This window comes from Streptomyces sp. NPDC088747 (genome assembly GCF_044751025.1).
GTDB lineage: Bacteria > Actinomycetota > Actinomycetes > Streptomycetales > Streptomycetaceae > Streptomyces.
In genome coordinates this window covers 158,405-183,257 of sequence record NZ_JBIVKZ010000013.1, presented here as the reverse complement: position 1 = coordinate 183,257, position 24,853 = coordinate 158,405, and the positions used below count along the sequence as shown (strand labels likewise).

Genomic DNA, 24,853 nt, shown 5'->3' with positions numbered 1-24,853 from the left:
ACTGCTGTCGGACCTACCGCGCGAGAACTGCTGGACCATCGCCGAACAGGCCGGGGAGAGGACCCCGGACGGCATGCAGCACCTGCTCGGGCGGGCCAAATGGGACGCCGACGGGTCTACTTATCCGCGAGAGTTCCGCGAGGACCAGGAGGTGGTGTTGAGGTGGGCAGTCAGGGCGGCCAGGCCGGTGGTGAAGACCTCCTTCGTGAACATCGTGGCCAGTTCGGGCCCTTGGGCCGGGGTATCTGGCAGGAACGTGGCCTGCCAGGTGACGATGCTGCTGTCTGGGCGGTCAGTGCCGGGGAGTACGTGGACGGTGGCGAGGTATCCGCTGACGGGGAAAGGGCTGCTCAAGAAGCGGTATGTCAGCCGCCGTCGGGCCGCGTCGCAGGTCACCAGCTCTTCGCGGATGTCGTCCTGGCTCGTGGTATTCAGTAGGCGCACGGCCCCTGGACGGGGGGCGGGTGTGCTGCCCTCAAGGGCGCTGGCAGCGATCAGGGGGTGCCAGTCGGCGATGGTGCCGAAATCGGCGAAGGCCTGCCAGACCCGGTCCGGGTGGTACGGAATCGCCTGGCTCGCCTTCGCGGTCTCCGATCCCGCCGTCACTTCGTGTAGTTCTCGCATCACATAAAGATAGCGAGATGCGCCCGTACACTGCGGCACTGTCGCGCAGCATGGTCAGGACGACGACGAGGCAGGCACCCAGCGACCCACGATTCCGTGACGCGTCCCGTCCCCCGCACCCGCGGGCCGCGGCAGATCGGTTCAGTGGGTGATGGTGACGGTTCAGTGGGTGATGGTGACGGTGTCGAAACCGTCGTAGGCGCTGGCCACCCCGAACGGGACGTTGTCGTTGACGTCGGTGCACAGCGCGTAGGTGGAATCGTTGAGGCTGTGGCTGCCGTCCGCGGCGTAGACGTAACCCTTGGCACAGGTGAACCAGGTCCCGTTGGAGTTGCGCAGACGACCGGCGTAGTACTCCCAGGTGCCGTTCGCGTCGTCGGAGTAGGTGAGGTTGAGGTCGATGCACGAACTGGTGGACGACTTGTAGGCGATGGTGCCGACGGCCCCGGACTGCCCGGTGGTCAGGTTCGTGGACACACAGGCCTGCGGGGCGGCGGACGCCCCGGGAGCCAGCGCCAACACGCAGGTGGCGGTGGTGGCGATCGCAGGGGTGCCGGCCAGGATGGTGCTCTTCATGGCTTCCCCATTTCGGTCGTGGTACGACAGGTGGTGCCTGCCTTGTCCGGCCGTGCTTCGCGGGGAACGCTGGCAGAACGGGCCAGGGCCTGTAAAGCCTTCGCGTAACTCCAAGTCCACTTATTCAAGCCGTAGTTGGAGCGCGCTGTCCCTCCTGTGGCTGGGGCAGTGCGCTCCCGACACGCGCGGCGGTCTCCCGCAACCAGATGTGAGCGGCGTCGTGCGTGTGGACCGGATGCCACCACAGAGCCTCCTGCAGGGGAACCGCCTCGTAGGGAGGTTCCACGACACGTACGGCGGCGATCGGCGCGAGTCGGCGGGCGAGCCGGGCCTGGACCATGGCGATCCGGCGGGTTCCGGCCACCAGGAGCGGCAGCAGCTGGAAGCTGTCGACGGACACCTCGACGCGCGGCTCCACGCCGAGCATCCCGAGCTGGCGCACGGCCGGTGCGTCGTACGTGCGCTGGTAGGTGACCCACGGCAGGTCCGCGAGGTCGTGCCGGGTGAGCCGGTCCGTGACGGACGGGTGATCGTCGGCGATCACGAAGACCCACCGGTCGTCGTAGAGATCGGTGGCGGGGAAGCCGCTGATGACGCCGTGCGGCATGAGCAGGCCGTCGACGGTGCTGAGCAGGGTGGCGGTGTCGTCGACGACGGTGGGCGGTGTCTGGGTGAAGCGCAGGCGGATGCCGGGGGCTTCCTCGTGGACGACGCGGGCGAGTTCGGTGCCGAAGACGGAGACGGCGTAATCCGAGGCGACGAGCTTGAACTCGCGGCTCTCCTTGGCCGGGTCGAACGTGGCCTGGCTGGAGAAGAGCCGTTCGAGGACGTCGTAGGCGGTCGAGGTGCGGCCGAGGAGTACCTGGCCGAGGGCGGTGAGTTCGTAGTGGCCGCCGACGCGGGCGAGCAGGTCGTCGTCGAAGTGGCGGCGCAACCGGGCGAGCGCGGCGCTCATGGCGGGCTGGCTCAGTCCGACGCGCTGCCCTGCCCGGGTGACGTTGCGCTCCTCCAGCAGGGCGCGCAGGGCGACGACGAGGTTGAGGTCCAGGCGGCCCAGATTCACGTTCCATCCCTTGCTGCGCACGGTGTCGGTCCGCGCCGACCAGCGGAAATCCATCCGGCGGATGACTCTCATCCACACAATCTATTTCCCTGATCACTGGCGCCGGGTCCAGATTAGTCCCACCGCAATCAGGAGGACATGTCCGTGAAACCTGCTCCCGCATCCGCGCCCTTCGCCGGCTCCTTCGCCCTCGCGACCCTCTCGGCCCCCGACGGGTCGGCGTTCCCCGCGCTGGTCACGCCCGAGGAGCTCGTCGTGGACCTGCGTGCCGTCCTGGCCGACGAGCGGCTGACCGTCCGCCGGCTCCTGGAGGACTGGCCCGCGGTGCTGCCGCGGCTGCGGGCCCTGGCCGTCGACGGCTCCGTGGAACGCAGGCCGCTGGCGGAGTTCCGGGTGCACGCCCCGGTCGAGCCGCGGCAGGTCTTCCAGTCCGGCGCCAACTACCGCCAACACGTCATCGACCTGCACGTGGCACACCGCGCACCCGGGGACGACCGTCCGCGGGAGGAGCGGCGCGCGGAGGCCGCCGAGATCATGGACCGGCGGGCCGCCGACGACCTGCCGTACGTGTTCATCGGACTGCCGAGCGCGATCACGGGCCCGTACGACGACGTGGCGCTGCCCGCCTGGGCGGAGAAGCCGGACTGGGAACTGGAGTTGACGGCCGTGATCGGCCGCCCGGCGCACCGGGTCTCCGTGGCGGAGGCCCTGGAGTACGTCGCCGGGTACACGATCGCCAACGACCTCACCGACCGCGCGACCGTTTTCCGCCCGGACATGCCGCAGATAGGCACCGACTGGCTGCGCAGCAAGAACGCGCCCGGTTTCACCCCGCTCGGCCCGTGGATCGTGCCGACCGAGGCGATCGCGGACCCCGACGACCTGCGGCTGGTGCTGAAGCTGAACGGCGAGACCATGCAGGACGAGTCCACCAAGGACATGATCTTCAACGTGGCACGGATGGTGTCCTACGCCTCCCAGTCCGCCCGACTTCTGCCGGGCGACCTGGTGTTGACGGGTTCGCCGGCCGGGAACGGCATGCACTGGGGCCGCCTGCTGGGCGACGGCGACGTGATGGACGGCTCCATCACCGGGCTCGGCGCGCAGCGCACCCGCTGTGTGGCGGAGGTGGCGTCGTGACCACCCCGGACCGGACTGCCCCGGACCGGTCCGATCCGGAGGGTGCGATCGCCGAGGCCGCCAAGGCGTACTCGAACTGGGGGCGTTGGGGCGCCGACGACCGGCTCGGCACGCTCAACCTCCTCGACGAGGCCAAGCGCCGTGAAGGCGCCGCGCTCGTGCGGCGCGGCGTCAGCTTCTCGCTCTCCCAGCGGTTCGACATGGACGGGCCGCAGAAGGGCTGGCGGCGCCGGACCAACCCCGTACACACGATGCTCGACACCGGCACCGACGCCGCCCTCGGCAACCAGGGCTTCCCGCACGGCCTCGGCGGCGCCGACGACGTCATCGCGATGCCGCTGCAGTGCTCCACGCAGTGGGACGGGCTCGGCCACATCTTCGACCACGGCAAGGCGTGGAACGGGCGGGACGCGGCGGCCACGGTCACCTCCGACGGCGACCTGGTCACCGGCATCGAGCACATGGCGCCCCATGTCGCCGGGCGCGGCGTCCTCCTCGACGTCGGCCAGGTCGTGGGCGTGGACGGCGAGTTGCCGGACGGCTTCGCGATCACCGAGGAGCATCTGAGCGCGACCGCCGAGGCGCACGGCGTGGCCGTAGGCCGGGGCGACATCGTGCTGGTGCGCACCGGGCGTCTCGCGCGGGCCCGGCGCGAGGGCTGGGGCGAGTACGCGGGCGGCCCGGCACCGGGTCTCTCGTTCACCACCGCGGGCTGGCTGCATCGCACCGAGATCGCGGCGATCGCCACCGACACCTGGGGTTTCGAGGTCCGGCCCAACGAGTTCGACCACGCCTTCCAGCCACTGCACCAGGTCGCCATCCCCAACATGGGCCTGCTCATCGGCGAGATGTGGGACCTGGACGCCCTCGGCGCCGACTGCGCGGACGACGGGGTGTACGACTTCTGGCTGACCGCCGCTCCCCTGCCGATCACCGGCGCCGTCGGCTCGCCCGTCAGCCCGATCGCCGTCAAGTAGCCCTCAACCGGCATGAGGAACGAAGGAGTTCCCGTATGAGCACACCCCGCACGGTCCTCGTCATCGGCGGCGGCGCGGCCGGCAACGCCGCCACGATCCTGCTGCGCCGCGCCGGCTTCGCTGTCGACCTGATCGAGGCCAAGGACGACTGGAACGCCACTGCGGGCTCCGGTATCACCCTCCAGGGCAACGCCCTGCGCGTGCTGCGCGAACTCGGCGTGTGGGAGCACGTGGAGGAGTCCGGGTACGGCTTCGGCGCGGTCGGTATCACCGCCCCCGACGGCACCGTCCTGCACGTCGCGAAAGACCTGCGCACCGGCGGCGACGACCTGCCCGCCACCATCGGCATCCAGCGCCCGCGGTTGCAGCGCATCCTGATCGACGCGGTTCGCGCCAGCGGCGCCCGCGTCCGCCTCGGCGTCCGCGCCGTGTCCCTGGACCAGGCAGAGTCCCTGGACCGGTCCGCGAACGGGAACGGGGAGGGGGACGGCGTCACCGTCCGCTTCACCGACGGCACCGCGGGCCGCTACGACCTGGTGATCGCCGCCGACGGCCTGGGCTCCGCCACCCGCGCGGCCATCGGCATCACGGACAAGCCGGAGCCCACCGGCATGGCCATCTGGCGGATCGCCGCACCCCGCCCGGCCGGAGTGACCCGCACCGACCTCGCCTACGGCGGACCCGCCTACATCGCCGGCTACTGCCCCACCGGCGAGAGCACCCTCTACGCGTACGTCGTCGAGGCCAACCGCGACCGCGCCTCCATACCGGCCGATTCCTACGCGGACGAGATGCGCGGGCTCGCCGCGCACTACGGCGGCCACTGGCCCGAGATCACCGCGCACATCACCGACCCGGCGCAGGTCAACTACACCTGGTTCGACCGGATGCTGGTCGAGGGTTCCTGGCATCGCGGCCGGGTCGTCCTCGTCGGCGACGCGGCCCACTGCTGTCCGCCCACCCTCGCCCAGGGCGCGGCCCTGTCGTTGGAGGACGCCTGGGTCCTCGCCCAGATGCTGTCCGCCAGTGACACCTGGGACGACGCGCTCCTGAAGGCGTACTACGAGCGGCGCGTCTCGCGCGTACGCCCCGTCGTCGAAGCCTCCGTCCAGATCGGCCGGTGGCAGCTGGACGGGGTCCGGGAGGCCGACGTGCCCGGCCTGATGGGCCGCACCATGACCCTGCTGCGGGAACTGCCGTGACCACACCGACCGTAGACGTCCACGCCCACATCCTGCTGCCCGAGGTCGAGGCCCTGGTCGACGGGCGGCCGGGCCTCGCCGAAGCGCGCGCCCTCGACGCCCGGCGCAACGGCCCCGCCGCGCTCGCGGTCAACGGCCCGATGGTGCGCGAGCGCATCCGTGTCATGACCGAACCGGCCGCCCGCCTCGCCGCGATGGACGCCCAGGGCGTCGACGTACAACTCGTCAGCCCGTCCCCCTCGCACTACCACTACTGGGCGGACGAGGAGACGGCCGAGAAGGTGTACCGGCTGGCCAACGAGGCGACGGCCGCGCACTGTTCGACAGCGCCGGACCGGCTGCGCGGCCTCGGCCTCGTACCGCTCCAGCACCCGGACACCGCTGTACGGGCCCTCGAACACGCCATGGATCAAGGGCTGTTGGGGGTGGAGATCGCCAGCCACTCGCCCGGCCGCGAGCTGTCCGACCCGGGTTACGAACCGCTGTGGGCGCGGGCCGCGCAGAGGGGGGCGATCGTTTTCCTGCACCCCTTCGGCTGCACCCTCGACGAGCGCCTGGACCAGTGGTACCTGTCCAACACCGTCGGCCAGCCCACCGAGAACGCGGTCGCCCTCTCGCACCTGATCTTCTCCGGCGTCCTGGACCGGCATCCCGGCCTGCGGATCATCGCGGCACACGGCGGCGGCTATCTGCCGACCCACATCGGCCGATCCGACCACGCGTGGTCGGCCCGTTCCGACGCGGGCGCGGGCTGCGCGCACCTGCCGAGCAGCTACCTCAAGCGGCTGCACTTCGACTCGCTGGTCCACGACCCTTACGTGCTGCGGGAGTTGGTGCGGGTGGCGGGTGCCGACCGCGTGCTGCTCGGCTCCGACTTCCCCTTCGACATGGGCACCGACGACCCGGTCGCCGCCCTGCGCGCCGCCCGGCTCCCCGCCGCCGACTTCCACGCCGTACGGGGCGGCAACGCGGCCGCCCTCCTCCGCCTCCGGAAGGACTGATCCCCATGAGCGGACGCCTGCTCACCCACCTCCGGCACGTCGACCTCGCCGTGCCCGACTACGACAAGCAGCTCGACTTCTACTCCGGCGTCTGGGGCCTGACCAAGGTCGCCGAGGACTCCGGTATCTCCTTCCTCGCCGCCGAGGGCAGCCCCGAGCAGTACGTCGTACGGCTGCGCAAGGCCGAGGAGAAGCGCCTCGACCTCGTCTCCTACGGTGCCGCTTCCGCGGCGGACGTGGACGCGCTCGCCGAGCAACTCCTGGCCGGGGATGTGCGGTTGATATCGCGGCCCGGCAAGGTCGACACCCCCGGCGGCGGCTACGGCTTCCGGTTCTTCGACGTCGACGGGCGCACCATCGAGGTCTCCGCCGACGTCGACGTGCGCCGGCACCGCAAGATCGAGGAGAAGGAGGCCATCCCGGTCAAGCTCTCCCACGTCGTCCTCAACTCCCCCGACCTGAACCGGACTCGGGAGTGGTACGAGCGCCACCTCGGCTTCGCCCTCTCCGACACCCTCAGCTCGCCGCACATGGGCGAGGTCATGCACTTCATGCGGATCTCCGACCAGCACCACTCGATGGCGATCGCGCAGGGCCCGCACACCGCCCTGCACCACGTCTCCTTCGAGATGCGCGGACTCGACGAGTACATGCGCGGCTCGGGCCGGGTGATGCGGGCCGGGTACAGGAAGGTCTGGGGTCCGGGCCGGCACATGGCGGGCGACAACACCTTCACGTACTTCCTCGACCCGCACGGCAACACCGTCGAGTACACGACCGAGTTGGAGCTGCTCGACGAGGACACCTGGCACCCGCACGTCTACGACTTCTCGCAGCCCGAGGTCACCGACCAGTGGGGTACCGCCAACCCGATGAACGAGCTCGTCGCCAAGGAGTCGTTCAACGACCCCGACCGCGGTGTGTTCGTCGCCCCGCCGGTCTGAACCCGCCCGTCCGGGGGCGCGGCGGCCCTGTCCATGCCCTGACCGCGCCCTGCGCCCCCGGCAACTCCTCGCGCCAGGAGCCCTCTTGCGATTCGCCACCTACGCACATCAGCACCGCACCCACGTCGCCGTCGTCGAGGCGGACGGCACCCTCCACCCGCTGCCCGGCACCGCGTCACTCACCGAACTGGTGGGCTCCGGCGGCGGCCTGCCGGCTCTGCTCGACGCCGGCGCCGCCGCGCGCGACGTACCGCCTGGCCCGCACGTCTCACAGGTGCGGCTGCTGCCCCCGCTCCAGCCTTCCTCCGTACGCGACTTCGTCACCTTCGAGGAACACGTCGAAGGCGTACGCAAGGCCGTGGACGGTGTCGCCGGCGTACCCGAGCAGTGGTACGCGGCGCCCACCTTCTACTTCACCAACCCGCACGCCGTGTTCGGCCCGCACGACGACATCCCGATGCCCCCGGGCTCGGCAGCCCTCGACTACGAACTCGAAGTCGCCGCCGTCATCGGCCGCGAGGGACACGACCTCACGCCCGAGCAGGCCCGCGACCACATCATCGGCTACACCGTCTTCAACGACTGGTCCGCCCGCGACCTGCAGTCCGCCGAGATGAAGGTCGGCCTGGGCCCCTGCAAGGGCAAGGACACCGCCACCACGCTCGGCCCCTACCTCGTCACGGCCGACGAGTTGGAGCCGTACCGCGACGCCGACGGCTTCCTGCGCCTCGCGCTGACCGCCGAGGTCAACGGTGAAGCGGTCGGCAGGGACCTGCTCTCCAACATGAGCTGGACCTTCGAGGAGATGGCCGCCTACGCCTCGCGCGGCACCGTCGTCCGCCCCGGCGACGTACTGGGCTCCGGCACCTGCGGCAACGGCGGCTGCCTCGCCGAACTGTGGGGCCTGCGCGGCGAGCTGACCCCCGCGCCGCTGAAGCCCGGCGACACCGTCACCCTCACCGTCGAAGGCATCGGCACGGTCTCCAACACCGTGGTCACCGGCCCCGCCCCGGTCCTGCTGCCCACCGGCCGACGCCGCTCCCGGGAACGGCCGTGAGCGACCCGCACCCTCAGCGCCTCTTCGGGAAGGTCGTGGTCGTCACGGGCGCTGCCCGTGGTCAGGGCGCCGCCGAAGCCGAGGCACTCGCCCGGGAGGGCGCCCACGTCATCGCCACCGACGTCACACGGGCCGCTGGCATCCGCCCCCTCGACGTCACCGACGAGGCGCAGTGGGCCGGACTCGCCGCCGAACTGAGGGAGTCGTACGGACAGATCCACGGCCTGGTCAACAACGCGGGCATCACCTGGCGGGCCCGCCTGCACGAGATACGCGCCGACGACTTCGCCCGCGTACACGCCGTGAACGTCACCGGCCCGCTCCTGGGCATCCAACACCTCTCGCCGCTGATGCCACCCGGCGCTTCGATCGTCAACGTCGGTTCCTCCGCCGCCCTCACCGCCCATTACCCGGTCGCGTACACGGCCAGCAAGTGGGCCCTGCGCGGCCTGTCCAGGACCGCGGCGCTCGAACTCGGGCCGCGCGGCATCCGCGTCAACACGATCCACCCGGGCTTCATCGAGACGGAGATGACCGCGTCGGCCGCTCCCGCCTTCCGCGAGAGCAACCTTCGCGAGACCCCCCTCGGCCGTACCGGCACGGTCGACGAGATCACCCCGCTCGTCGCGTTCCTGCTGTCGGACGGCGCCTCCTTCATCACCGGGGCCGAGATCCCCGTGGACGGCGGATACACCGCCCACGGCGGCGTCAAGTCGATCTCCGACGCCCTGCGCGCGGAAGCGGACACGTGAAGCGCCCGGCAGCCCTCAAGGCCCACCCCTCCCTTGGAAGGACCCCATACCACCGTGGACAAAGTCATCGGGAGCGCCGCGGAGGCGGTCGCCGACATCCCCGACGGCGCCTCCCTCGCCGTCGGCGGCTTCGGCCTCTCCGGCATCCCAGCCACCCTCATCGACGCCCTCCACGCCCAGGGCGCACGTGAGTTGAGGATCGTCTCGAACAACTGCGGCGTCGACGACCACGGCCTGGGCGTGCTGCTCTCCGCCGGCCGCATCGCCCGCGTCACCGGCTCCTACGTCGGCGAGAACAAGGAGTTCGCCCGCCAGTACCTCTCCGGAGAACTGGAGGTCGAACTCACCCCGCAGGGCACCCTCGCCGAACGCCTGCGCGCGGGCGGGGCCGGCATCCCCGCCTTCTACACCCCGGCCGGCGTCGGCACCCAGGTCGCGGACGGCGGCCTGCCCTGGCGCTACGCCCCGGACGGCACGGTCGCCGTGGCCTCCCCGCCCAAGGAGACCCGCACCTTCCACGGCCGTCCGCACGTCCTGGAGCACGGCATCACCGCCGACTACGCCCTCGTACGCGCCTGGCGCGGCGACCGCCACGGCAACCTCGTCTTCCGCCGCGCCGCCGCCAACTTCAACCCGCTGGCCGCCATGGCAGGCCGCGTCACCCTTGCCGAGGTCGAAGAGCTCGTGGAACCGGGCGAGTTGTCTCCCGACGCCGTGCACCTCCCCGGGATCTTCGTCCAGCGGATGGTCCGCCTCACCCCGGAACAGGCCGCCGCCAAGCGGGTCGAGCGCCGGACGACCTCCACGCCTTCGACACGAGAGCCGGTACGTTCCTGATGCCCTGGACCCGCGACGAGATGGCCGCGCGCGCCGCCGCCGAACTCACCGACGGCTCGTACGTCAATCTCGGCATCGGCCTGCCGACCCTGATCCCCGGCCATCTCCCGTCAGGCGTGCATGTCGTCCTGCACTCGGAGAACGGCATCCTGGGCACCGGGCCGTACCCCACGGACTCCGAGGTCGACCCCGACCTGATCAACGCCGGCAAGGAGACGGTGACCGTCCAGCCGGGTGCCGCCTTCTTCGACTCCGCCCTCTCCTTCGGCATGATCCGCGGTGGCCACATCGACACCGCCGTCCTGGGCGCCATGCAGGTCTCCGCCCGCGGGGATCTCGCCAACTGGATGATCCCCGGCAGGATGGTCAAGGGCATGGGCGGCGCCATGGACCTCGTCCACGGCGCGCGTCGCGTCATCGTCCTCATGGACCACACCGCCAAGGACGGCAGCCCCAAGATCCTCGACGAGTGCACGCTGCCACTGACCGGCGAACGCTGCGTCCACCGCGTCATCACCGACCTCGGCGTCCTCGACGTCACCCGAGACGGCCTCACCCTCATCGAGACCGCCCCCGGCACCAGCGTCGACGACATCACGAACCGGACGGGGGCACCGGTCCGCGTGCACGGGCCCGCGGTGATACGAGTGTGACGGTGCGGGGTGGTCCGGGCGTGGCCTGGTTACCGGTCGCCCTTGTGACCGTCGGGGTCGATGACGTCTCGCTGTCCGGTGTGTTCGGCCTGGTCGAGCTTGACGATCTGGGGGTGGTGGAGGTCGAAGGCGGGGGATTCGGAGCGGATCCTGGGCAGAGTGGTGAAGTTGTGCCGAGGCGGCGGGCACGAGGTGGCCCACTCCAGGGAACGGCCGAACCCCCAGGGGTCGTCGACGCCGACGCGCTCGCCCTTCTGCGCCGTCTTCCACACGTTGTAGAGGAAGGGCAGCGTGGACAGGCCCAGGAGGAAGGCTCCGATGGAGGAGACGGTGTTGAGGGCGGTGAAGCCGTCGACGGCCAGGTAGTCGGCGTAGCGGCGTGGCATGCCTTCGGCGCCGAGCCAGTGCTGGACGAGGAAGGTGGTGTGGAAGCCCACGAACAGCGTCCAGAAGTGGATCTTCTCCAGGCGGGTGTCGAGCATGGTGCCGGTCATCTTCGGCCACCAGAAACTGAAGCCGCCGAACATCGCGAAGACGATCGTGCCGAAGAGCACGTAGTGGAAGTGGGCGACCACGAAGTAGGTGTCCGTGACGTGGAAGTCCATCGGTGGCGAGGCGAGGATGACGCCGGTGAGGCCGCCGAAGAGGAACGTCACGAGGAACCCGGTGGCCCACAGCATCGGCGGCTCGAACGACAGGGAGCCCTTCCACATGGTGCCGATCCAGTTGAAGAACTTCACGCCGGTCGGCACCGCGATGAGGAAGCTCATGAACGAGAAGAAGGGCAACAGCACGGCGCCGGTGGCGAACATGTGGTGGGCCCACACGGTCACGGACAGGCCGGTGATGACGATGGTGGCGCCGACCAGCCCGACGTAACCGAAGATCGGTTTACGGGAGAACACCGGGATGATCTCGCTGATCACGCCGAAGAACGGCAGCGCGAGGATGTACACCTCGGGATGGCCGAAGAACCAGAACAGGTGCTGCCACAGGACCGCGCCGCCGTTCTCGGCGTTGAAGACCTGGGCGCCGAAGCGCCGGTCCGCTTCCAGCACGAGCAGCGCCGCCGCGAGGACGGGGAAGGCCAGGAGGACCAGGACCGAGGTGAGCAGGATGTTCCAGGTGAAGATCGGCATGCGGAACATCGTCATGCCGGGCGCGCGCATGCAGATGATCGTGGTGATGAAGTTGACCGCGCCGAGGATGGTCCCGAAGCCGGACAGCGCCAGCCCCATGATCCACAGGTCGCCGCCGATGTAGGGGGTGCGTTCCGCCCCGCTGAGGGGGGTGTACGCGGTCCAGCCGAAGTCCGCGGCGCCCTGGGGGGTGAGGAAGCTGCTGAGGACGATCAGGCCGCCGAAGAGGAACAGCCAGTACGAGAGCATGTTCAGCCGGGGGAAGGCCACGTCGGGGGAGCCGATCTGCAACGGCATGACCGCGTTGGCGAACCCGGCGAAGGTCGGGGTGGCGAAGAGCAGCAGCATCACGGTGCCGTGCATCGTGAACGCCTGGTTGTACTGCTCGGCGGAGAGGAACTGCATGCCGGGGCGGGCCAGTTCGGCCCGGATCGCCATGGCCAGCGCGCCGGCGATCAGAAAGAATCCGAACGACGTGATCAGGTACAGGTGGCCGATCTTCTTGTGGTCCGTCGTGGTCATCCAGGAGACGATCACCTGGCCCCGGCCCCGACGCCCTTCGGTCGGCACCAGCGTGACCGGTTCTGTCTGCGCAGTCATCACATTCCTCTCATCCTCCGCGGACTGCATCTTCCCCGAGTTCCTGACAGGACGTCAGGACCACACGCGCCGCGCCGGGTGGTTTCGCGACAGAGGTCGAATCACCAATGGGACGAGAAGTACACCGGAAATTTTCAGCCCCCCTGCGCGATCACGTGTCCTCAGTGAGGCGTCGGAGTGATCGAAGCAGTTCCGTACGTTGCGCCTCGTCGAGAGGTGCGAAGAGGTCTTGCAGCACGCCGCTCGACAGGCGCCGGCCTTCCGCGAGTGCCGTACGCCCCGCCTCGGTGAGTACGTGCTCGACGCGTCGCCCGCGGCCTGCGGACCGGACGATGAGCTCGCGGTACACCAAGCGGTTGGCGAGGGTACCGAACGCCTGATCGCTCTGGAACGTCGCGACGGCGAGTTCATGCCCGGAGGCCCCCGGCATCCGCTCGATGGCGCGCAGGGCGTCCCACTGGACGAGGCTGACCCCGATCTCGCGCAGCGCGGCATCCATCGTGCGGTGGTTCCGGTACTGGGCACGCTTGATCGCCTGTCCGAGCGCTTCTAGGTCGGTACTCATGGTGCTACTGTATCAACATCCTTAGATAAACATGTTGAGAAACGAGCCACGAGACACGATGAGACATGAAGGAGCACGCCATGAGCATCTCGCTTCCCCAGGACCTTCCCGTCATCCAGGCCGGCACCCCCGACTCACGCACGGCACTCGTGCTGCACGGCGGCGGCGGGCCCCGGACGGTCGCGCCCATCGTGGGCCACCTCGCCGCCACCATGCACTCGTTCGCGCCGACGCATCCCGGCTGGGACGGCACGGCGCGCCCCGACTCCATCACCTCGGTCGCCCAGCTCGCGACCGCCTACCTCGCACGCCTGCTCGAACACAAAGAGCGTGACATCGTGTTGATCGGGTCCTCGATCGGCGGGTGGATCGCCCTGGAGATGGCGGTGCAAGCTGCCCACGACGAGCGGTGTACGGGGCTGATCGGGGCGGTGGTCGACATCGACGGGGTCGGTGTGGTGGTGGAGGGCGAGCCCATAGCGGACTTCTTCGCCCTCGACGCCCGCGGACTCGCCGAGGCCGCCTGGCACGATCCGGAGCGCGGCTACATCGACCCGGCCGGTTTCACCGACGAACAGCGCGCGATCCAGCAGGCGAACGGACGCACGATGGCCACCATCGCCGGCGCGAGCATGAGTGACCCGACCTTGCTCGGCCGACTCAGCGCGGTGAACGTTCCGACCCTCGTGGTGTGGGGCGAGAGCGACCGGATCGCCACACCGACATATGGACGGGCCGTCGCACGCACGGTACCCGGCGCGCAGTTCGTCGAGATCCCGGAAGCCGGCCACCTCCCCCACCTCGAAGCCCCGACCGCGACCTGGGCAGCCATCGAACCCTTCCTGACAGGGTTCTAGCCCGCCCCGGGGCCCGAGCCCGAACGGAAGGGAGCAGAACGAAGAACCGGAACGGGTCGGTTCAGGGCTGTGTGAGGGTGTCGAGTTGGGCGGCGAGGTCGGGGTGGGTGGTGGTCAGGTGGGGGCGGGTGGCGTTTAGGGGGTGGATGAGTTTGGCGGGGTCGTCGTGGGCCAGGGCCGCGTGGAGCCGGTTGAGCGGGAGGCGGGCCGCGGTGGGCAGGTCGGTGAGGGCGGTGATCTGGCCGGCGATGCGGCGCAGGTCGGCGGCGTTGCGGCGGGCCCAGGTGGCGTTGGTGCGTTCGGTGGCGCGGCGTTCGCGGGTGGCCTGGACGCGTTGTTCGCCAGTGGTTCCGGCGGGGCCGGGTCGACCGCGCAGGTAGCGGCGTTCGGCGGCCTGGCGGCTGGCGACGCCGAGGGGGTGGGCGAGGTCGGCCCAGCTGGCTCCGGCGTCGCGGGCGGTTTCGATCAGGCCGGTCTCCCATCCGGCGAGCTGCTCGCGGACCTGCCGCAGCAGCATCAGGGAGGCCAGCGCCTGCTCCGGTCCGGTAGCGGGCGGAGCATCCAGAGCATTCGGGGTGTCCGAGGCGTCCAGGGCATCCGGGGAATCTCGCCTGGCGTCGCGCAGGGCGTCGTCTATGGCGTGCAGGGCCGCCGCGGCGGCGAGGAACGATGCCGGGCTCTGGGCATTCATGCTGGTCGGAGACGGCTGGTCGGCTGCGGTCACGGACACCTCACTCCCTTCGTCATCACGTCGACGACATCACGTTTGTCATCCATTGGATGACATGCTACAACGGTCTCAGTGAAGCGCATTGGCAGCAACTGCCTGAACCCGCTGGAGGTGTTTTCACGATGTTGATGCGCACTGACCCCTTCCGTGAGCTGGACCGGCTGGCGCAGCAGCTGACGGGCCCGGGGACCTGGTCCCGCCCGTCGGTGATGCCGATGGACGCCTACCGCGACAACGACGAGTACGTGGTGGCCTTCGATCTCCCGGGCGTCGCCTCGGACGCGATCGACATCGACGTCGAGCGGAACATGCTCACCGTCAAGGCCGAGCGGCGGCCGGTGGCCAAGACCGACGGCGTGCAGATGGAACTGTCCGAGCGGCCGCTGGGTGTCTTCTCCCGCCAGATCGTGCTCGCCGACACCCTCGACACCGAGCACATCAAGGCCGACTACGACACAGGCGTACTCACCCTGCGCATCCCGATCGCCGAGCGCGCCAAGCCCCGCAAGATCTCCGTCGGCGTCGGATCCGGCCGCAAGGAGATCTCCGGCTGACACCGGCCGGACGGTTGCGGAGGGCGGGTGCCTGATCTCCCCCTCACCCGCTCTCCGCTCCACCGTGGACAGTCCGAAGACGAAGAAGGGGTGGCCGCCGAGATGACCCTGCGACACGAAGCGTTCCTCGGCCACGTGAAGGACCGCGGCGCGTACGACACTTCGGAGGAAGCCGAGCGCGCCGCCCGCGTGGTACTCGCACTCCTCGGCGCGCACCTGGTCGGCGGCATCCGCGCCCAGCTGGCGGCGCGCCTGCCCGAGGCGTTCGCCCTGATCCTGCTCAACCCGCTGCAGAGCGCCGAGCCGCTGCCCCCGGAGCGGTTCGTGCGCGCGACCGCCGCGTGGATCGAAGGCGCCACCGAGCAGACGGCGGCGTGGGACGTCAGCGCCGTGCTGTCGGTCGTCGCCGACGCCGTCGGCGACGACCTGCTGGGCCAGATCCTGCTCCAGCTCCCCGTCGGCTACGACCTGCTCTTCGGCCGCCCCCAGCCCACCTGACCATCCCCCACCCCGGTGTATCCCGGTGCCCGAACACCGGCAACAGCAAGAAAGGCGACAAACCCGTGATCTCCGACCGGCACGCACCGTCCCAGCAGCCGTACGGGACGGCATACGCACAGATGCTGGAGAAGGTTCGCTACGAGGGCGGCTACCCCACCCTCGAGAGAGCCGACGAAGCCGTCCACCTGGTTCTTGCCGGACTGGGACGCCAGTTGACAGGCGACGAACGCGTCGACCTGGCACGCTGCCTGCCCTGGGAAGCCGCACGCGTACTGACGGCGCAGATCCCCGACCCCCAGCCGCTGACCGGCTGGTCCTTCGTCAAGGACCTCGCCGCCCGCACCGGCGGCTCCCTGGCCACCACCCGCTGGGACACCGGCTCCGTCTTCTCCGCGGTCGCCGCCTACGCCGACCCGGACCTGATCACCCGCGTCCTCCACCAACTCCCCACCGGCTACGCCCTGCTGTTCGGCCGCGCCGAACTCGCCCCGGCCGCGTAGCCGACGACGCGCGTACTCGGGGCGGACAGCGACGACCACTGCTCCGCTGTCCGCCCTGTGCCCCCGAGGAGGTCACCGCGGCCTGGGGGTTCGGGGGGATCGCAGGGATCTCTCGTGCCGGCCCTGTCGGGTTCCCTCGCTCCCGCGCTCCTTGGTGTCCACGGCCGGTGCGGTCACGAGAGCGTCCGGCAGTGCGCGGCGTGAGTTGATTCCGAGCTTCGTGTACACCTTGCGCAGGTGCCACTCCACCGTGTGGGGGCTGATGAACAGCTCGGCGCCGATCTTCGCGTTCGTCATGCCGTCAGCGGCGAGGGTCGCGATCTGCGACTCCTGCGGGGTCAGATCGGCAGCCAGCTTGGTGACGCGCGTCCGGACGTGCTCTCCCGTGGCGATCAGCTCACGGCGGGTGCGCTCGGCGAAGGCGTTCGCCCGCATGCCGTCGAACATCTCGTACGCCTGTCGAAGATGCTCACGAGCCAGCGAGGGACGGCGGCTTCGGCGCAGCCACTCGCCGTACAGCAGGTGCGTACGTGCGACCTCCACGGTCACCCGGCCGCGGCCGAACTCCTCGATCGCGGTCCGGTAGAGACCGTCGGCCTCGTCGCCGTCGGCGAGGAGCGCCTGGCTACGAGCGCGTGCGCCGCGGGCCCATCCGGAGTCGGCGGCGCGGGTCAGTTCGACCAGCCGGGCGAGCGAGGCACGGGCCTGGTCGAGCCTGCCGCACCGGGTCGCGGCCTCGACGTGTTCGACCAGGGACAGGCCGGTGAAGTTGAATCCGTCGTGCTCGATGCCGGAGCGGGCGGCGACCAGCGCCTCTTCATAGCGTGCGAGCCCGTTGAACAGCACGCCCTGGATATAGCCCATGGCGCCCAGCAGAGACACCTCGCCGCGTTCCACGGCACTGGCCCTGGCGTCTTCGATGATGGCCGCGGCGACATCCGTGTCGCCCCGCCACGCGGCCAGGACGAGCGTGGCGTACTTGTGCGGGGCGTGGCCCGTCGCGGCGGCGATCGCGTCGGCCTCGTCGATCATCCGGGCGGCCTCGGCGAAGTCGCCGTAGTGGATGTGGACTCCGCCGGCGTAGATGAGCGCAGGCGGCAGCGCGCCGAGCGCTCCCACATCGCGGGCCAGGCGCACCGCGCGCGTCGCCAGGATGTCCCACGCCCGCAGGTCCCACGCGTAGTGGATGAAGGCCTCCAGCGCGACCGGCACCAGCAGGAGCCAGCGCATCGTGGCTTCGCGCGTGGGGAGTTCCTCGTTCGCGAGGAGTTCCAGGGCGCCACGCAACGCCGTGAGGCCGGTGTCGTAGCCGTCGGTGAGGAGTGCGGCCACGCCGTCCAGGAGGAGGTCGGCGGCCTGCGATCCCGAGGGAGGCGCTCCGGAGCCGCGGGCGGCGACGGCCGCGGCGCGAGCACCTGTCGGACCGTGGAGCCTGCCCGCGAAGATCGTCGCGCTGATCGCTTCGAGGTAGGTCTCGCGCGCCAGGGGCGATTGGACGGCGGCGAACTGTGCGGCGGCCTCAAGGAGCAACGGCGCGGCCTCGTCACTGCGGCTGCGGGCGAAGAGAATCCTGGCCCGCAGGCGTGCCAGGCGCGCACGGTCGAGCGAGCTGAGGGGACACAGCTCGGCCAGCGTCGCCTGCTCCGTCGCGCGGTCGGGTGCGGCCGCGGAGAAGTGTGCCTCGGCCGCCGCGACGGCTCGGCGCCCGCGCGCCCAGGCGTCCGGCGTCAACTGGGCCGCCCGCTCCAGCAGTACCGCTTCGGCGGCGATACCGCCGCGCTGCCGCGCACGGTCGGCCGCCTGTTCCAGGCCCGCGGCCACGTCCTCGTCGGGTCCCGAGGCGGCTTGGGCCTCGTGCCAGGCACGCCGGTCGGGGTCCGCGGCCGGGTCCGTGGCCGCGGCCAGTGCCCGGTGCACCGCCCGGCGTTCCTCGGGGTCGGCCTGGTGATAGACCGCCGAACGGACCAGCGGGTGCCGGAATCGGATGGACCCGCGGAAATCGATCAGGCCGGCCGCCTTGGCGGGCTCGACGTCGGGAGTGATGTCCAGTGCGGCGGCCGCGCGCACCAACAGGCCGGCGTCGCCGACCGGTTCCGCGGCGGCGATCAGCAGCAGTGTCCGGATCGGCCCCGGCAGCGAACCGAGCCGATCGGCGAAATCCCGTTCGACACGGCTCGACACCGTTCCCTGGGCACTGCTGTACGCGGAGGAGTCCAGGCCATAGGCAAGCTCCGCGGCACTGCGGCCGCGGGAGAACTCGAGAAGCGCGAGCGGGTTGCCGTGCATCTCGGCCACGAAGCGGTCCCTGACCCGCTTGTCCAGCCGCCCGCCGATCGTGGCCCCCAGAAGCTCCGCGGCCGCGGCGGCGTCGAGTCCGTCGATCCGCGTCTCCGGCAGACCGACGAGTGCCGCCTGCCCCTCGGGGTCGCGTACCGCGAACACCATCGCGACCGCTTCGGCGAGCAACCGTCGTGCCACGAACTCAAGGGTCTGCAGTGACACCTGGTCCAGCCACTGGGCGTCGTCGACCACGACGAGCACCGGTCGCGTCTCGGAAGCCCGGGTGAGCAATGTCAGTACGGCCAGGCCGACCAGGAACCGGTCGGGCGGGTCTCCGGCCGCCATCCCGAAGGCCACGCGAAGCGCGTCGCGCTGTGGGCCGGGCAGTCCTTCCACCTGGCCCATGAACGGTGCGCACAGCTGGTGCAGGCTGGCGTAGGGCAACTCCATGTCGGCTTCGACGCCTTGTGCCCGAGTGACCGTCACCTGGGCCGCCTGGGCCACCGCGTACTCCAGAAGCACCGACTTCCCGATGCCCGCTTCGCCGCGGAACACCAGTACGCGGGACTCACCTGCGCGCAGGGCGACCAGAAGTTCGTCGAGCGCCGCACATTCACGGTGCCGGCCGACCAGGTCGAGACGCGGGCTGGCGGTCATGGGACACGACTCCTGGAGACTTGGCGGACGCTGCCCCGGCGGTTGTCGGGACGATCGCTGGACGACGTGGGGTGGGGCCCATGGGTGTGGGGCGGAGAACCCTGGTGAACTGCGCGTTTGTCCATCCTCGCGGTGCTGGTGGTGCGTTGGTCGGGCCGGTTCAACAGGTTGACCGGGATGCGGCGGGATTTGTGACGAGCGGTGAGCCCCACTTCCGTCCGTCCGTTCCGATCACGGCAAACGGTCGCGAAGTCGGCGTGGCGTCAGATCAGTTCGAGACCGCCGTCGACCGTGATCACCTGGCCGGTCGCGTGCCGTCCGGCGGGTTCGGCAAGCCGCAGCACCCAGTGGGCCATCTCGTCCGCGCCGGCGACGTGGTGCGTCGGGATGCGCTCACGCTCGTAGGCGTACATGTCGTTGGCGGCTTCGGGGCTGAGGCCGGCGTGCAGCATGACGTCGGTCCGGGTCGGGCCGGGAGCGACCGAGTTGACGCGGACGCCTTCGCCCGCGAGCTCCAGTGCCCAGCTGCGTGTCATCTGCTCGATGGCGGCCTTGGTCGCCGCGTAGTGCGCGCCGCCGGCCATGGGGCGGTGCCCGTAGGTACTGGAGAGGTTGATGATTGTTCCGGAGGTCTCCCGCAGGTGCGGCAGGGCCGCCTGCGCGAGCAGGCTGGGAGCCACGACGTTGAGCGCGAGGAGGTTGAGGACGACCTGCTTGTCCGTCTCGGCCAGCGGCATGACCGCTGTCGCTCCGGCGTTGTTGATCAGATGGTCGAGGCGTCCCCACCGCTGGACGGCGGTGCTGACGATCTCGGCGGGTGCCCCGTCCTCGCAGACATCGACGGCCAGCACCTCGATGCCACGGTTCATCGACGCTGTCTCCTTCAGCGGTTCCTCGCGGCGGCCCACGCCGAGCACGTGTGCTCCGGCTTCCGCGAACGCGACGGCGGTGGCGCGTCCGATGCCCGATCCCGCCCCGGTCACGATCGCAACGTGTCCGGAGAAGGTTCGGCTGGTCGAGTTCATGGTCATGAGGCCCTCATCGTTCGAAGTTCGTTGAACATCGAACATGATGTGCAAACGTGTGCCACTAAGTCAAACGTGAGCCCATTCATGGGGGCCACGCGAGAGTACAGTCACAACATTGTCATCCGTCCGCTCGCCCTGGTCACCGCGTGCCCTAACCTGGCCACATGTCCGACCACCATCCGGCACGGGCCGACGCAGAGGTGACACTGCCTCGACTGCTCGGCATCCTCAGCGACCCGACACGGCTCGGCATCGTGCGCGTACTCTCGGACGGCGCGGAGCGCGGCTGGGGGCAACTGTGCGCGCCCGTCGCCAAATCCACCCTCAGCCACCATCTGAAGATGCTGCGCGAGGCAGGCGTGACAGTGACCCGCCAGGAAGGCACACGGTGCTACGTCACGCTACGCCGTGACGCCCTCGACACCCGGTTCCCCGGCTTGCTCTCGGCCCTCCTCGACGCCGCCGTCAGCGAAGATGTCGGCGCCCATGTCACCGAGCGGGCCAGGAACTCCTGATCCCACTCGGACAGCCGCGAGCTCGGGGCGAAGTCACCGTCGGGCCACCGACTGTGGTCACCTCACGCGTACGGCGTTCAGTGCGGCATCACTAGCATGACGGCCGTGCCCAGGGCCATCGCGCCCTCCCGGACCTGACGGTAGGGCTCCGCGGCGGCCCCGGCGCCACCGACAACCGGTCGTAGAGGTGACAGCCGTAGAGGTGGCATGGACCGCGTCAACGACCACAACGCACACCCCAGCAGAAACGCCGTCAGCGAAGCGGTGACCGCCTGTCCTGTCACCGCGGAACCTGTCATGTGCCCGGACGCCGCGAAATGGCCCGCGGTGGGCGGAGAGGCGCCGGCCGGGTTCTCGTGCACCCGCCCCGTAGCGGCATGGGGAGCATGCAGCATCCACACCATCGCCGCCATGCCGACCGCGTGCGGCGACCGGCCGACGATCGCGGTCACACGGACGCCACTCCGCCCGATCGCGACCAGCGGAAACCACAGCGCCGCCGCGACGAAGAAGACCGTCATCGCCGCCACGGGCAGTCTCCGGCCCCAGCCCCAGGGCATGACGGCCATCGCCACGGCCATGGCAGCGTGCAAGAGGCGATCGCCCCGGCCACGCCACCCCGAGTCCGCCGGCCGCGGTCCATGCCACAGACCATGGACGGCCACGACCGTGAACAGCAGCGTCAGCAGGCAGCGCGGGACGAGAACGGCGGTGTCCATGTCGATCACCTCAGGCCGCGTGCGACGGAGCCGCCCCGGGCACGCGCGCTGCCGGGCCGCGCCGCCCGGCGCGAGCCCGCGGGAGCCGGTCACTCGCGCACGTCGCCGTTGCCTCGAAGCGCGTCGTCCTGACCGACACGGTGGTGCGTTCTCCGGTGAGCGTCATGTCCTGGTGACCGAGCTACCGGAGCATCTGTGACAGGCGCCGCGGTCACGGTCGTACGACGCGTGGCGGCCACCGCTGTCCGCCGCCCTGGAACCTGCCTGTCCGACTGACTGTTCCCGTCCGCCCCGCGTCGACATCGAGGACCGAGCGTGGGTGATCGAGTGCCCGGTGGACCGTCACTGCCGACGCTCACCGGTGCCGGTGGTTCCCCTCGTGCGTGCCGGGCGGCAACCGGTCAGGCGGCCGTCAGCGACGCGACGTAGGACGCGAGCTTCGCCGGATTCATCACCCACATGATCCGCTCGATGCCCTCCGAGGAGACGTCGAGGCAGAGCAGAGCGATCTGGTTCCCACCGGATTCGACCAGAACGGCCGGCCGCCCGTTGGCCTCCACCCAGCGGACATCCGTCCCCGGCCAGAAGCGGGGCGCGAAGGCCGCGAGGTAGCGGGAGACGTGCGCACGGCCGTCGACCGGGATCCTGGACGCGCCCCGGATACCGCCACCGTCCGTGTAGCTGACGACGTCGGCTGTCAGGACGTCCTCCAGAACCGCCATGTCACCCGTGCGCGCCGCGGAGAGGAAGACCTCCAGCAGACGTCGGTGAGTGGCCGGGCTGACGCTCTCCCTGTGCTCGGTGGCGAGATGCCGCCGAGCACGGCTGACCAGCTGCCGGCCGTTGGCGTCGCTGGTCTCCAGGATGTCGGCGATGCGCGGGTAGGGGTAGTCGAAAGCCTCCCGCAGCACATAGGCGGCACGCTCGACCGGATTCAGCTTCTCCAGGAGCAGCAGAACCGCCATCTGAACGGCCTCGGCGCGCTCGGCGCCCAGTTGGGGATCCTGGCTGGTGTCCACGGGCTCGGGAAGCCAGGGCCCGACATAGGACTCGCGGCGCACCCGTGCGGACTGCGCGACATTGATCGCCAGGCGGGTGGCGACCGTGGTCAGGAAGGCGGCGGGTTCGTTGACCGTCGTGTGATCGGTGTTCTGCCAGCGCAGCCACGCCTCCTGCACGACGTCCTCGGCCTCCGTCCTGCTGCCGAGCACGCGATAGGCGATGCCGAAGAGCTGCGGACGTACCGCGAGGAAATCCCGGGTCTTCCGGTCGTCCGTGTCGGACGGGGCGCCAGCACGCATTGGAATCGTCCCTTCTGGCCTGTCTGTCAGCCATGCTATGCGCGTCCGGACGGGTACGAGTCGACGGGTGTGCCGTGCGCACCCGAGCCGGCACACCGTGGCGCTTGTCGTGCCTATCTGTCCTCACCTGCGCCTATCTGTCCTCACCTGTGAGTTCCCCGCGTACACGCGGGCTCATGTCACAAACCGGCTCACGCTCCGGTCATTTCCAGTGACCCACCCAAGCGATCGGAGCAGTCGTGGTTGTCACCGAACAACGTCTTTCCACCATGGTGCTGGTGATCGGTACCGGCGGCGCGGGGCTGCGTGCGGCGATCGAACTGGCGGAAGCCGGCGTCGACGTCATCGCCGTGGGCAAACGCCCCAAGGAGGACACCCACACCTCGCTCGCCGCCGGCGGGATCAACGCCGCCCTGGCGACGATGGACCCCGAGGACAGCTGGCAGCAGCACGCCGCCGACACCCTCAAGGAGAGCTACCTGCTCGGCGACCCCCGCACCGCGGAGATCGTCACCCAGGGCGCCGCACTCGGCATCGACGACCTGGAGCGCTACGGCATGGCCTTCGCCCGGGAGGAGGACGGCCGCATCTCCCAGCGCTTCTTCGGCGCCCACAAGTTCCGCCGCACCGCCTTCGCCGGCGACTACACCGGCCTGGAGATCCAGCGGACCCTCATCCGACGCGCTACGCAGCTGAACACACCCGTGCTCGACAGCGTCTACATCACCCGCCTCCTGACCCATGACGGAGCCGTTTTCGGCGCCTACGGATTCGACCCGGCCAACGGCACGCGGTACCTCATCCACGCCGATGCCGTGATCCTCGCCGCCGGCGGCCACACACGGATCTGGCGACGCACCTCTTCCCGGCGGGACGAGAACACCGGCGACTCCTTCCGGCTGGCCGTGGAGGCCGGAGCCCGGCTGCGCGACCCCGAACTCGTCCAGTTCCACCCGTCGGGGATCATCGAGCCCGAGAACGCCGCGGGCACGCTCGTCAGCGAGGCGGCCCGCGGCGAAGGCGGCGTCCTGCGCAACGCCCTGGGCGAGAGGTACATGAGCCGCTACGACCCGGCGCGCATGGAGTTGTCCACCCGGGACCGGGTCGCCCTGGCCTCCTACACGGAGATCAAGGAGGGCCGCGGCACCGCGAACGGCGGGGTGTGGCTGGACGTGTCGCACCTCCCCCGGCAGACGATCATGCAGCGGCTCCCCCGGGTGTACCAGACCCTTCTGGACCTGCAGATGCTGGACATCACCCGTGACCCGATCGAGGTCGCTCCCACGGCGCACTACTCGATGGGCGGGGTGTGGGTGCGACCGGAGGACCACAGCACGGACGTACGCGGCCTGTACGCCATCGGGGAGGCGGCCAGCGGCCTGCACGGCGCCAACCGACTCGGCGGCAACAGCCTCATCGAGCTGCTGGTCTACGGCCGCCTCACAGGGCAGGCGGCAGCCGCCTACTCCGAGTCGCTCACCGCGCAGCCGCGCTCGTCCTCCGCGGTCGCCGAGGCTCGGGCGGAGGTCGATGACCTGCTGGCCGCGGACGGACCCGAGAACGTACGCGCGCTGCAACGAGCCGTCCGCGACACCATGACCGCGTACGCCGGTGTCGTCCGTGACGAAGAGGGCCTGCGTACCGGACTGGCCGAACTGGAGACGATCGAGAAGCGGATGGACAACGTCGGGGTGCACCCGGACATCGCCGGTTTCCAGGACCTCGCACACGCCTTCGACCTGAAGTCGGCGGCGCTGGCGGCCAGGGCCACCCTGGAAGCGGCCCTGGAACGCCGGGAGACCCGCGGATGCCACAACCGCGGCGATTACCCGGACATGGACCCCGCGCTGCGCGTCAACCTCGTGTGGTCACCCCGGACCGGAATCACACGCGAGGGCATCGCCGATATTCCGGACGAGATCGCCTCCCTCATGGAGGACGTGACGACCGACGGAAAGCTCGTCGAATAACCCTCGCTCAGACCTGACCCGACAGCGGACAGAGCAGCCACCGAATGTGACCACCGAATGTCACAAAGAGCGCGTGCAACCGGTCTTCTTTCTGTAGCCGACAACACCATC

25 protein-coding genes are annotated in these 24,853 nt (G+C 70.1%); 15 read left to right on the top strand and 10 right to left on the bottom strand.

Annotated elements, in window-relative coordinates; all coding sequences use genetic code 11:
• Window positions 1-120 precede the first annotated feature (120 nt).
• From ACIP79_RS28200 to ACIP79_RS28190, 3 genes are all read right to left on the bottom strand, one after another.
• A complete protein-coding gene (locus ACIP79_RS28200) occupies window positions 121-624 on the bottom strand; it encodes an SRPBCC family protein (protein WP_401227592.1) in 504 nt (167 codons plus the stop codon).
• Between the two features lie 162 nt (window positions 625-786).
• Window positions 787-1,200 carry a hypothetical protein gene (locus ACIP79_RS28195; protein WP_401227591.1) on the bottom strand — a complete coding sequence of 138 codons (414 nt, stop codon included), beginning with the start codon at window positions 1,198-1,200 and terminating at the stop codon, window positions 787-789.
• Window positions 1,201-1,324: 124 nt separating this feature from the next.
• Window positions 1,325-2,263, bottom strand: coding sequence for a LysR family transcriptional regulator (locus tag ACIP79_RS28190; RefSeq protein WP_401227699.1), 939 nt, complete (start codon window positions 2,261-2,263; stop codon window positions 1,325-1,327).
• Window positions 2,264-2,401: 138 nt separating this feature from the next.
• Between ACIP79_RS28190 and ACIP79_RS28185 the strand changes: the two genes are divergently transcribed.
• The 9 genes from ACIP79_RS28185 (at window position 2,402) to ACIP79_RS28145 (ending at window position 10,826) form a co-directional block, all read left to right on the top strand.
• Window positions 2,402-3,403, top strand: a complete 1,002-nt coding sequence (locus tag ACIP79_RS28185; RefSeq protein WP_401227589.1) for a fumarylacetoacetate hydrolase family protein — start codon at window positions 2,402-2,404, stop codon at window positions 3,401-3,403.
• Window positions 3,400-4,380, top strand: coding sequence for a cyclase family protein (locus tag ACIP79_RS28180; RefSeq protein WP_401227588.1), 981 nt, complete (start codon window positions 3,400-3,402; stop codon window positions 4,378-4,380). Before ACIP79_RS28185 ends, ACIP79_RS28180 begins: the two co-directional genes overlap by 4 nt.
• Before the next feature lie 35 nt (window positions 4,381-4,415).
• Complete coding sequence (locus tag ACIP79_RS28175; protein ID WP_401227586.1) at window positions 4,416-5,582, top strand: FAD-dependent oxidoreductase; 1,167 nt, start codon at window positions 4,416-4,418, stop codon at window positions 5,580-5,582.
• Window positions 5,579-6,583 carry an amidohydrolase family protein gene (locus ACIP79_RS28170; RefSeq protein WP_401227585.1) on the top strand — a complete coding sequence of 335 codons (1,005 nt, stop codon included), beginning with the start codon at window positions 5,579-5,581 and terminating at the stop codon, window positions 6,581-6,583. The genes ACIP79_RS28175 and ACIP79_RS28170 overlap by 4 nt, the downstream gene beginning before the upstream one ends.
• Window positions 6,584-6,588: 5 nt before the next feature.
• The gene (locus tag ACIP79_RS28165) at window positions 6,589-7,527 is read left to right on the top strand and encodes a VOC family protein (RefSeq protein WP_401227584.1); all 939 of its coding nucleotides are present in this window, start codon (window positions 6,589-6,591) and stop codon (window positions 7,525-7,527) included.
• Between the two features lie 85 nt (window positions 7,528-7,612).
• Entirely contained in the window at window positions 7,613-8,584 is a 972-nt protein-coding gene (locus ACIP79_RS28160; RefSeq protein WP_401227582.1) for a fumarylacetoacetate hydrolase family protein, read from the top strand.
• Window positions 8,581-9,336, top strand: a complete 756-nt coding sequence (locus ACIP79_RS28155; protein ID WP_401227581.1) for an SDR family NAD(P)-dependent oxidoreductase — start codon at window positions 8,581-8,583, stop codon at window positions 9,334-9,336. Before ACIP79_RS28160 ends, ACIP79_RS28155 begins: the two co-directional genes overlap by 4 nt.
• 54 nt (window positions 9,337-9,390) lie before the next feature.
• Window positions 9,391-10,173 (top strand): CoA transferase subunit A, encoded by a 783-nt coding sequence (locus ACIP79_RS28150; protein WP_401227580.1) that lies wholly within the window; start codon window positions 9,391-9,393, stop codon window positions 10,171-10,173.
• Window positions 10,173-10,826: a CoA transferase subunit B gene (locus ACIP79_RS28145; RefSeq protein ID WP_401227579.1), complete on the top strand. Its 654-nt coding sequence runs from the start codon at window positions 10,173-10,175 to the stop codon at window positions 10,824-10,826. Before ACIP79_RS28150 ends, ACIP79_RS28145 begins: the two co-directional genes overlap by 1 nt.
• Window positions 10,827-10,855: 29 nt before the next feature.
• Here ACIP79_RS28145 and ctaD read toward each other — a convergent pair whose 3' ends face one another.
• Together ctaD and ACIP79_RS28135 are read right to left on the bottom strand one after the other, a co-directional pair.
• Window positions 10,856-12,565: a cytochrome c oxidase subunit I gene (ctaD, locus tag ACIP79_RS28140; RefSeq protein ID WP_401227578.1), complete on the bottom strand. Its 1,710-nt coding sequence runs from the start codon at window positions 12,563-12,565 to the stop codon at window positions 10,856-10,858.
• A gap of 151 nt (window positions 12,566-12,716) precedes the next feature.
• Window positions 12,717-13,130, bottom strand: coding sequence for a MarR family winged helix-turn-helix transcriptional regulator (locus ACIP79_RS28135; RefSeq protein WP_401227577.1), 414 nt, complete (start codon window positions 13,128-13,130; stop codon window positions 12,717-12,719).
• Between the two features lie 80 nt (window positions 13,131-13,210).
• On the opposite strand from ACIP79_RS28135, the gene ACIP79_RS28130 reads away from it, so the two are divergent.
• Entirely contained in the window at window positions 13,211-13,987 is a 777-nt protein-coding gene (locus tag ACIP79_RS28130) for an alpha/beta fold hydrolase (protein ID WP_401227576.1), read from the top strand.
• A gap of 61 nt (window positions 13,988-14,048) precedes the next feature.
• On the opposite strand, the gene ACIP79_RS28125 is transcribed toward ACIP79_RS28130, so the two are convergent.
• Window positions 14,049-14,711 carry a type III effector protein gene (locus ACIP79_RS28125; protein WP_401227575.1) on the bottom strand — a complete coding sequence of 221 codons (663 nt, stop codon included), beginning with the start codon at window positions 14,709-14,711 and terminating at the stop codon, window positions 14,049-14,051.
• A gap of 128 nt (window positions 14,712-14,839) precedes the next feature.
• Between ACIP79_RS28125 and ACIP79_RS28120 the strand changes: the two genes are divergently transcribed.
• From ACIP79_RS28120 to ACIP79_RS28110, 3 genes are all read left to right on the top strand, one after another.
• Complete coding sequence (locus ACIP79_RS28120; protein ID WP_383686507.1) at window positions 14,840-15,271, top strand: Hsp20/alpha crystallin family protein; 432 nt, start codon at window positions 14,840-14,842, stop codon at window positions 15,269-15,271.
• 102 nt (window positions 15,272-15,373) lie between these two features.
• Entirely contained in the window at window positions 15,374-15,769 is a 396-nt protein-coding gene (locus tag ACIP79_RS28115; protein WP_401227574.1) for a DUF2267 domain-containing protein, read from the top strand.
• Between the two features lie 65 nt (window positions 15,770-15,834).
• Window positions 15,835-16,272 (top strand): DUF2267 domain-containing protein, encoded by a 438-nt coding sequence (locus tag ACIP79_RS28110; RefSeq protein WP_401227573.1) that lies wholly within the window; start codon window positions 15,835-15,837, stop codon window positions 16,270-16,272.
• A 72-nt stretch (window positions 16,273-16,344) separates the two neighbouring features.
• On the opposite strand, the gene ACIP79_RS28105 is transcribed toward ACIP79_RS28110, so the two are convergent.
• Window positions 16,345-19,209 (bottom strand): AAA family ATPase, encoded by a 2,865-nt coding sequence (locus ACIP79_RS28105; RefSeq protein ID WP_401227571.1) that lies wholly within the window; start codon window positions 19,207-19,209, stop codon window positions 16,345-16,347.
• Between the two features lie 263 nt (window positions 19,210-19,472).
• Window positions 19,473-20,240 (bottom strand): SDR family NAD(P)-dependent oxidoreductase, encoded by a 768-nt coding sequence (locus ACIP79_RS28100; RefSeq protein ID WP_401227569.1) that lies wholly within the window; start codon window positions 20,238-20,240, stop codon window positions 19,473-19,475.
• 161 nt (window positions 20,241-20,401) lie between these two features.
• On the opposite strand from ACIP79_RS28100, the gene ACIP79_RS28095 reads away from it, so the two are divergent.
• Window positions 20,402-20,752, top strand: a complete 351-nt coding sequence (locus ACIP79_RS28095; RefSeq protein ID WP_401227568.1) for an ArsR/SmtB family transcription factor — start codon at window positions 20,402-20,404, stop codon at window positions 20,750-20,752.
• Between the two features lie 77 nt (window positions 20,753-20,829).
• Here ACIP79_RS28095 and ACIP79_RS28090 read toward each other — a convergent pair whose 3' ends face one another.
• Window positions 20,830-21,471, bottom strand: coding sequence for a DUF5134 domain-containing protein (locus tag ACIP79_RS28090; RefSeq protein WP_401227566.1), 642 nt, complete (start codon window positions 21,469-21,471; stop codon window positions 20,830-20,832).
• Between the two features lie 401 nt (window positions 21,472-21,872).
• Window positions 21,873-22,772, bottom strand: a complete 900-nt coding sequence (locus ACIP79_RS28085; protein WP_401227565.1) for an RNA polymerase sigma-70 factor — start codon at window positions 22,770-22,772, stop codon at window positions 21,873-21,875.
• A gap of 269 nt (window positions 22,773-23,041) precedes the next feature.
• Between ACIP79_RS28085 and ACIP79_RS28080 the strand changes: the two genes are divergently transcribed.
• The gene (locus ACIP79_RS28080; RefSeq protein ID WP_401227697.1) at window positions 23,042-24,742 is read left to right on the top strand and encodes an L-aspartate oxidase; all 1,701 of its coding nucleotides are present in this window, start codon (window positions 23,042-23,044) and stop codon (window positions 24,740-24,742) included.
• The last annotated feature ends 111 nt before the right edge of the window (window positions 24,743-24,853 follow it).

What these genes read in the sequence shown, in the direction of transcription:
- ACIP79_RS28200 (WP_401227592.1), bottom strand. Translation starts at nt 624, where the DNA reads ATGCGAGAACTACACGAAGTGACGGCGGGATCGGAGACCGCGAAGGCG.
- ACIP79_RS28195 (WP_401227591.1), bottom strand. Translation starts at nt 1,200, where the DNA reads ATGAAGAGCACCATCCTGGCCGGCACCCCTGCGATCGCCACCACCGCC.
- ACIP79_RS28185 (WP_401227589.1), top strand. Translation starts at nt 2,402, where the DNA reads ATGTCCGTGAAACCTGCTCCCGCATCCGCGCCCTTCGCCGGCTCCTTC.
- ACIP79_RS28175 (WP_401227586.1), top strand. Translation starts at nt 4,416, where the DNA reads ATGAGCACACCCCGCACGGTCCTCGTCATCGGCGGCGGCGCGGCCGGC.
- ACIP79_RS28165 (WP_401227584.1), top strand. Translation starts at nt 6,589, where the DNA reads ATGAGCGGACGCCTGCTCACCCACCTCCGGCACGTCGACCTCGCCGTG.
- ACIP79_RS28145 (WP_401227579.1), top strand. Translation starts at nt 10,173, where the DNA reads ATGCCCTGGACCCGCGACGAGATGGCCGCGCGCGCCGCCGCCGAACTC.
- ctaD (WP_401227578.1), bottom strand. Translation starts at nt 12,565, where the DNA reads ATGACTGCGCAGACAGAACCGGTCACGCTGGTGCCGACCGAAGGGCGT.
- ACIP79_RS28135 (WP_401227577.1), bottom strand. Translation starts at nt 13,130, where the DNA reads ATGAGTACCGACCTAGAAGCGCTCGGACAGGCGATCAAGCGTGCCCAG.
- ACIP79_RS28130 (WP_401227576.1), top strand. Translation starts at nt 13,211, where the DNA reads ATGAGCATCTCGCTTCCCCAGGACCTTCCCGTCATCCAGGCCGGCACC.
- ACIP79_RS28120 (WP_383686507.1), top strand. Translation starts at nt 14,840, where the DNA reads ATGTTGATGCGCACTGACCCCTTCCGTGAGCTGGACCGGCTGGCGCAG.
- ACIP79_RS28115 (WP_401227574.1), top strand. Translation starts at nt 15,374, where the DNA reads ATGACCCTGCGACACGAAGCGTTCCTCGGCCACGTGAAGGACCGCGGC.
- ACIP79_RS28105 (WP_401227571.1), bottom strand. Translation starts at nt 19,209, where the DNA reads ATGACCGCCAGCCCGCGTCTCGACCTGGTCGGCCGGCACCGTGAATGT.
- ACIP79_RS28100 (WP_401227569.1), bottom strand. Translation starts at nt 20,240, where the DNA reads ATGACCATGAACTCGACCAGCCGAACCTTCTCCGGACACGTTGCGATC.
- ACIP79_RS28095 (WP_401227568.1), top strand. Translation starts at nt 20,402, where the DNA reads ATGTCCGACCACCATCCGGCACGGGCCGACGCAGAGGTGACACTGCCT.
- ACIP79_RS28090 (WP_401227566.1), bottom strand. Translation starts at nt 21,471, where the DNA reads ATGGACACCGCCGTTCTCGTCCCGCGCTGCCTGCTGACGCTGCTGTTC.
- ACIP79_RS28085 (WP_401227565.1), bottom strand. Translation starts at nt 22,772, where the DNA reads ATGCGTGCTGGCGCCCCGTCCGACACGGACGACCGGAAGACCCGGGAT.
- ACIP79_RS28080 (WP_401227697.1), top strand. Translation starts at nt 23,042, where the DNA reads ATGGTGCTGGTGATCGGTACCGGCGGCGCGGGGCTGCGTGCGGCGATC.